Here is a 7,013-nt window from a genome sequence, read left to right on the forward strand (position 1 = left end):
AGCATGACATCACGCCGGGATGTCTGGTCGTTGGCGCAGTTGTTGCTGGGCGCCGGCGGGTCTGCTGCCGTCGCGTTCGTGGTGCAAGCCGCACTCGCGCGGGCGATGTCTGCCGAAGTGTACGGTCATTTCGCGGCCGCACTGGCGACCCTGTCGATGATCGCCCCGGCAGTCGGATTCGGGCTTCCGGTTTACTGGTTGAAGTTGTACGGATCGGAAGGCCAGCGGGCGAAGCGATGGATGCCTGCGTCGACCCGGTTCATTTCAATCAGCGGACTTGTCTGTCTGGGCGTGACTGCCGCTTGGGCGCTGTTTGCGTCACGGGATGCGCAGACGAAAAGCCTCATTCTGTGCATGCTTCCGGTCGTGCTCAGCCAGGCCGCCATCGAGCTCAACAGCGCGAAATATCAGCTCGAAGGACGATACGGCTTGCTGACGATATGGCAGCTGGCTCAACATGTAGTCCGCCTTGTCGTCATTCTGTATGCGCAGTGGCTCGGCTGGCGCGCGCAGACTGTTGCGTTCGCCTTCGGCGCTATTGGCCTCGCACTCGCGGTCGGTGCGTGCTGGACGTTATGGTCGATGCGAACCGGTCGGATACGCCTTGAAGGTCACGACGATGCACGGGATCACACAATCGCCCCTTCTTCAACGGATCGGCCTGGCGTGCTCGAGTTGTGCGCGGGCGCCATGCCGTTCGGCGTTGCCAGTGTCCTCTATTTTGCCTATGCGCAAAGCGGCCTGTTCGTTGTCGCACACCTGCTAACGGCGCATGAGGCTGCGGAGTACAGCGTCGCTGTCGCGGTGCTCAGTGCCACATATCTGATACCGACCGTCGTGTTCCAGCGACTGCTCTTGCCGCGCTTCCATCGCTGGGTCACTGACTCGCCGGAAAGGCTGGAACGTGCGTGGCGTAAGGGCAATGGCTGGATGCTAGTCGCGGGAACCGCGATTGGTGTCGCTGTCGCAACGCTTGCGCCCTTCGCGATCCCGTTGGTGTTTGGCCAGCGATATAAGAATGCAGTCGATCTGATTGTCCCGATGGCTGTCTGCATCCCGCTGCGTTTCGTCGCGACAAGTTCGTCATCGGCGATGACGACTTCGCATCTGATTGGCGTTCGGAATGGCTGTTCAGCGGCGGTCCTGTTTTGCGGAGTTGCCGCGTTTGGACTTCTTATCCCGCGTTTCGGTCTGGAGGGGGCCGTGTTTGCCACCGTTGCTGGAGAAGCACTGTGGACAGTGCTTTCGCTTGCTGCTGCGAAACGTTTCCTCCCGCGGAGAGATTCGACGCAAATCGCTTTTGGTACCGGTGTTGGGCACGATTCCCAGTTCGCAGTGCGTGAGAGGGCATTCACAGAGTTCGTGCCTGTCACGGTGATCGTGCCTTGCTACAACTGCGCGACTACCATCGAGCGTGCCGTCGCTTCCGTAGCGCGTCAGACCTGTCGTCCTGTCGAAGTGATTCTGGTCGACGATTGCAGCAACGAGGAGACAGCGATAGTTTTGAGCGGCATTCAGAATACCTATGGCTCTGAATGGGTCCGTGTCATGCGTCAGGCAGAAAACGCTGGCCCCGGGGCAGCGCGCAACGCTGCATGGGGGATGGCGACGCAGCCATATATCGCTTTCCTCGATTCCGACGATGCGTGGCATCCCCAAAAGATCGCGATTCAGTATGGATGGATGAGGTTTCACCCTGATGTTGCGATTAGTGGCCATCCAGTTGAACAACTGTCCGAGAGCAACAATCACGCGATGTCGATGACGAGGTTGATCATGCCTGCTCAGCCGCGTCAGGTGTCCCGATTCCACGTACTGTTTTCGAACCGATTCACACCGTCGAGCGTCATGGTTCGCGGTGATGTTGCTGCACGCTTCGATGAAAGAAAGCGTCATGCGGAAGACTATTTCATGCTGCTTGAACTCGTGTTAGTTGAGGCGGGCACAGCATTCCTGTTCCCGTCACCACTTTCTTACGTGTTCAAGCGGCAGTTCGGCGCGAGTAGCGGCTTGAGCGCGCAATTGTGGAAAATTCAGAAGGGAGAGCAGCACAACTATTTGCATTTTTGGCGCGCAGGTGCCGTCAGCTTTCCAGAATGGATGTCTTTCTCGGTGATGAGCTTCGCTAAGTATTTGAGGCGTTGCACGCTGTCTGGGCGCTTCGCCTGATAGCGTCACTTGAGAAAGTAAGCGTAAGATTGTATGAGCTATTATCTATTAGCAATACTGATTTTCTACGTTGGTGTAGGTTTGAGCGCTACATACGGCGGGACCGCCCGTGGTGTACTGTTCATTTTCGCCGTTCCGATGCTTCTGCTCGTGTGCCTACGAGGGCATACCGGAACTGATACAGCTGCCTATTACACAGCGTTCACAGACCTTGACAGAGGAAACGGTTATGGCAGTGAACCTGTTTTCAATTTGTTTTCCAGAGCGCTGTGGTGGATAGATCCGGATCCACGCTTCGTCGTCGATAGCATTTCACTTACGGCCGGCGTTCTGATGTTGTGGGGCATTGGTCGCAGTCGCTACGGTGCATGGTTCGGCGGTCTCTTGATGGTGCCGGCGATGTTCTACGAACTGACGATGAATGTCATGCGTTTCGGACTCGCGTCATCGATCTTCCTGCTGGCGACCGCGGTTCCTTTCGAAAAAAAGCCCGCGCGCTATCTCTTGCTCGCGCTGCTTGGCACGGGAATGCACTTTTCGTCGGCGCTGTTGTTCATTCTGTTCATTCCCGCCACAAAGCGCAGACACATGTTGATCGTGCTTTCGCTCGCGGTGATTGCGCTGGCCGTCTCGGTGCTGATGCCCGAGTATCTGAGCGACAAGACCGATCTCTACGCGGGCATGGCAGCACCCAATGAGTCATCCGGTCTGATGTTCCTGACTTTGCAGGCATCGATGCTGTTTGTGATCGTCCATTTCAGACGTCAGTTCCGCGTTCCCATCGCCGGGTTGTCGCTGTTCGGTGCGCTCGCCATCGCTTGCTACGTGCTGACGCAGGTGACGTATGCGGGCATCCGGTTTCAACTGCTGCTGATGTATCTGATGAACGTTGTGCTGATGCGCCAGTACGCGCCGCGCAACGGCCGGATGTCGCCGCGCCTTGCCGCCTGCCTGTTCGTCATTGGTCTTGTCGCAATGGCCGGCCGCTTCCACAACATGCTCGATGAGGAAGGTCGAGGGGCGTCGCCATTTTTGCCATATCGGGCGATTCCCGCATTAGAAGAATTCCAGTAAGCCTCTCATGAAAAAGAAAATCGTCCATGTCACCGAGGCGCTGGGTGGCGGGGTGCTCCATTGCGTGGTGTTGCTTGCGAATCTGCAGGCGCGGGCCGGAGACGACATAGTCATCGTACATTCCATCAGACCTGATACACCTTCTCCGGACAGACTCGATGCATTGCTGGATGCGCGTATCAAGCGGCGTGTGATTTCGATGCACACGGGTCTCGGCGTCCATGACTTTGCCGCGCTCGCGCGGCTGATGGTTCAACTCATGATCGAGCAGGCGGACATCGTTCATCTGCATTCGTCGAAGGCTGGTGCGCTCGGGCGCATCGCAGCGCGACTGTTGTGCATTTCGGACCGGGTAGTATATTCGCCCCACGGGTTTGCCTTTTTGCGTCGCGACATTTCGTTGAGCAAAGCCCGCGCGCTCATATCGATCGAACGGTGGTTGCACAAGCTGGGTGGCGTGCTCGTCGGTTGTTCGCGTAGCGAGGCGCGCTACGCGACGATGCTGTTCTCGACACGGCGAGTGACGGTAGTTGAAAACGCAATCGATCTCCGAGATTTTGGCACGAGCGCTACAGACCGCGACAACACAACACCGATCATCTGCACCTCTGCGCGTGTGACATATCAGAAAGCGCCTTGGCGATTTTCGGCGCTCGCTGCGTCGCTGAGTAACCGGCGTAAGGTTCACTTCCTCTGGTTGGGTGGTGGCGACCCGCAGGCTGTCGAAGCGTGGATTGACCACCAGCACGTCGAATTATCTGGCTGGATCGATGCGGATAGTTTGCGTCGCCGGTTGAATGCGTGCGACGTATTCGTCTTGCCATCGCTATGGGAAGGTATGCCTATCGCACTGATTGAAGCGCAAGCAGCGGGGCTGCCCGCCGTCGCTAGCCGGATCGTCGGCAATCGCGATGTGATTATCCATGGCGTGACCGGTTTTCTCGCTAATAACGACGATGAACTGTCTGCCTATACTCGACGGCTCCTCGACGACCCGTCTTTACGGGCCAGGATGGGAGCCGCAGCGCGTGAACACGCGTTGGCCCGGTTCAACTCCGAGCACTTCCTTGACGAATTCAGCAAGGTTTATGACGCGTTGGCGAAGACCACGGCTTACCGTCGCCGCAGGCGCGCGCGCCCAGGTCGGACTACAGCACACGCGGAAGGATATGATCGATGAAGTTCCTGCCACGTTTTCGCAAGAGCCGCACAAGCACAACGCGGATTGCGTTCTTCGGGTTCTACGGGCGTCACAATTTTGGCGATGATCTGTTCGGTTACGTACTGCAGCATCTTTGCAACGACATTCCCGGCATCGAAGCGCGCCTTGTCTGCGCGTCCGCGAAGCGTGAGTTGATGCGCACATGGACCTTGCCGGTAGTGAAGCGGTGGGTCTACCAGTCAGGGTTGCGCGGAACGGTTGCCCGTATGGTCACCTATTGCGTCGCGTTGATGCAAACGGACGTGGTAGTGTTTGGCGGCGGTTCGCTGTTCGGCGCACATGCATCGATCGCGTTTGCACGCTTGATCAGCTCGATCGCGCGAGCGCTGCGTAAGCCGGTCCACGCACTGGGCGTTTCGGTTGGGCCGTTCGTCTCTGAGCGTCGACGCAGCGCGCATCTGTCAATAGTTGCGGACATGACCACCATTGCCGTACGCGATCGCGCATCCGTGCGGGCGGTGACGTCGATCCCGTCGATGGCCGAACCGGCTAACCTCGGCGATCTCGCTTTTGCTTTACCGGCTATCTATTTAGCCAAACGCGTCGATGGGCGTGTACGGACGCTCGTCGTATCGATTCATTCATACGAGTACGTGGAGCAGGTCCTGGACATTCTTGCGAATGTTGACGCAGAACGCTCAGTAGAGCGGGTGCAATTCGTTTCTCTCGATGCAGAGAGCAGCCACGTTGCACAGGAACTCGCGCACAGGTTCGAGCCGCGGCATGTCCGTATTGACACGCTGAACTATGTAACGTCGATCGAAGAGATTATCGACGCATTGGCATCGGCGAAATGCGTTGTGACATCAAAGCTGCACGGCGCAATTACAAGCCATGTGTATCTGGTTCCGGCGTTTCTGTTCTGTTACCAGTCTAAATGCGCGGACTTCCTGGACGACAATGATTTGCCGGGTCCGCGTGACAAACATCCTGCATCCTCGGTCTGCGTCGAGGTGGTGCGGAAACTGATGCAGTCGAATGCTGCGCCGCTGGTTCACGACGGCAGCGCGAATCATTATGGGGAATTCAAGGATTTTCTGGAATGCGCAGCCGCAGGGTCCGCAGCGGTGCGCTCTCGCGTGCGGTGACCGGCTTAGGAGCGTTAGACGCTTTCCGTGAACGCCTGATATCCTGGATGGCAAGAGCGGACCGCAAAGATGTCCAAGGAATGGAGCTTCGCGGCATTCTGCCATGATGGTTATGGACGTGGACTCGCCCGAGTGCGTGCTGCACGGACTCGATCGTAACGGAGAGCTTCGAAATGCTCGTACTGCGTTTACGCGGTCGCAGTACTTCAAAGTCCATGACATGCCCTAATAGGCGTTGCTGCTTACAAAGCCCCTCAGAATCGTCAAGCAGATGATCTTTATATCCAGTGAGAGCGTCCAGTGCTGGACATAATAGATGTCCAGCCTTACGCGTCCTGCCATCTTTTCCAGTTGAGCGGTCTCGCCACGATATCCGCTCACCTGAGCTAGCCCTGTTATGCCCGGCTTGATTCGGTACCGAAACATGTAGTGCTGGACCAGGTTCTTATAGTATTCGTCGTGTTCGACTGCGTGTGGACGAGGGCCAACGACAGACATGTCGCCTTTCAGCACATTGAAGAACTGAGGTAACTCGTCAAGGCTGGTGCGACGAAGGAATCGTCCAATCCTCGTCACGCGTGCATCATTTTTACGCGCCTGTACGATAGCATCCGACTTGTCGGCGCCTTGATACATCGTCCTGAACTTGTAGATCGAGAAAACCTGGCCGTTCATGCCTTTGCGGTACTGACGGAAGAATACCGGTCCTGGCGATGAGCATCGGATCATAATTGCGATGGCTGCGAACAACGGCGAAAGGAACAGCACCGCCACTAATGCGAACAATCGGTCGAATAGCTCTTTGGGCACGACTTTCCATCCGCGTTCTGGCGATGCGATCAGGTTGAGCATGCCGATGCCGCGATAGTCGCCAACTGAGGGTTCGACTGATCCGTCTTCGTCCAAAACGGGAAGGACGCGCAAGTTAATGAATTCGTGCCGGAATGCTTCTAATAAATGCTCGACGGAAACTGACCGGAACGGTGAATCGATGATCCAGATTTCCTTTAGCTTCGCTTCGACGGCGAGTCGCTTGAACAACTGCATTTGATGCACAACAGGGACGTTGTCCAGCACTGCATCGCACGACGACGACGGGTCGAAAATTAGGGCAACGCTGAACAAGCCGTTGTTTTCATCCATTCGGGCGCAAACAGAGGCAGATTGATCGTGAGAGAAGCTTTCCGCTTGTTTTTTCCTGCCCACCAGGGCGTTGCGTACGGGCCTTCGGCCCGCATTTCGCCCATTACGGGCGGACCTGTGCCATCAATCGTCTGCGCGAGAGATAGACGTTGGTCAACGCCAGCGCGACGAAGGCGCGATTGGCGTTCTTCGCCAGACCGCGATAGCGCACCTTCGTGAAGCCCCACAGGCGCTTGACCACAGCAAACACGTGCTCAACCCGAGCACGGATCTTCGATTTGTTGCGATTCTTGCCGCGCGCTACCTCGTCCACTTCG

The 7,013-nt window shown here is 57.0% G+C and carries 5 protein-coding genes and 1 pseudogene; 4 read left to right on the forward strand and 2 right to left on the reverse strand.

What is annotated here, in order from left to right; translation table 11 throughout:
* Positions 1-3: 3 nt before the first annotated feature.
* The 4 genes from BMW76_RS31945 to BMW76_RS31960 are packed head-to-tail and all read left to right on the forward strand — an operon-like array spanning position 4 to position 5,553.
* Entirely contained in the window at positions 4-2,169 is a 2,166-nt protein-coding gene (locus tag BMW76_RS31945) for a glycosyltransferase (RefSeq protein WP_090872511.1), read from the forward strand.
* A 33-nt stretch (positions 2,170-2,202) separates the two neighbouring features.
* Positions 2,203-3,243, forward strand: a complete 1,041-nt coding sequence (locus BMW76_RS31950; protein ID WP_090872513.1) for an EpsG family protein — start codon at positions 2,203-2,205, stop codon at positions 3,241-3,243.
* Positions 3,244-3,250: 7 nt separating this feature from the next.
* On the forward strand, positions 3,251-4,423 hold the full coding sequence (locus tag BMW76_RS31955) for a glycosyltransferase (protein ID WP_090872515.1): 1,173 nt from the start codon (positions 3,251-3,253) through the stop codon (positions 4,421-4,423).
* Complete coding sequence (locus tag BMW76_RS31960) at positions 4,420-5,553, forward strand: polysaccharide pyruvyl transferase family protein (RefSeq protein WP_090872517.1); 1,134 nt, start codon at positions 4,420-4,422, stop codon at positions 5,551-5,553. The genes BMW76_RS31955 and BMW76_RS31960 overlap by 4 nt, the downstream gene beginning before the upstream one ends.
* A 225-nt stretch (positions 5,554-5,778) precedes the next feature.
* Here the strand turns inward: BMW76_RS31960 and BMW76_RS31965 are convergent.
* Both BMW76_RS31965 and BMW76_RS31970 read right to left on the reverse strand, forming a co-directional pair.
* Positions 5,779-6,789, reverse strand: a pseudogene (locus tag BMW76_RS31965) (exopolysaccharide biosynthesis polyprenyl glycosylphosphotransferase); the annotation flags it as partial.
* A 10-nt stretch (positions 6,790-6,799) separates the two neighbouring features.
* The coding region (locus BMW76_RS31970; RefSeq protein ID WP_143062372.1) for a transposase at positions 6,800-7,013 on the reverse strand (214 nt) is incomplete at its 5' end.

Source organism: Paraburkholderia diazotrophica (assembly GCF_900108945.1).
Taxonomy (GTDB): domain Bacteria; phylum Pseudomonadota; class Gammaproteobacteria; order Burkholderiales; family Burkholderiaceae; genus Paraburkholderia; species Paraburkholderia diazotrophica.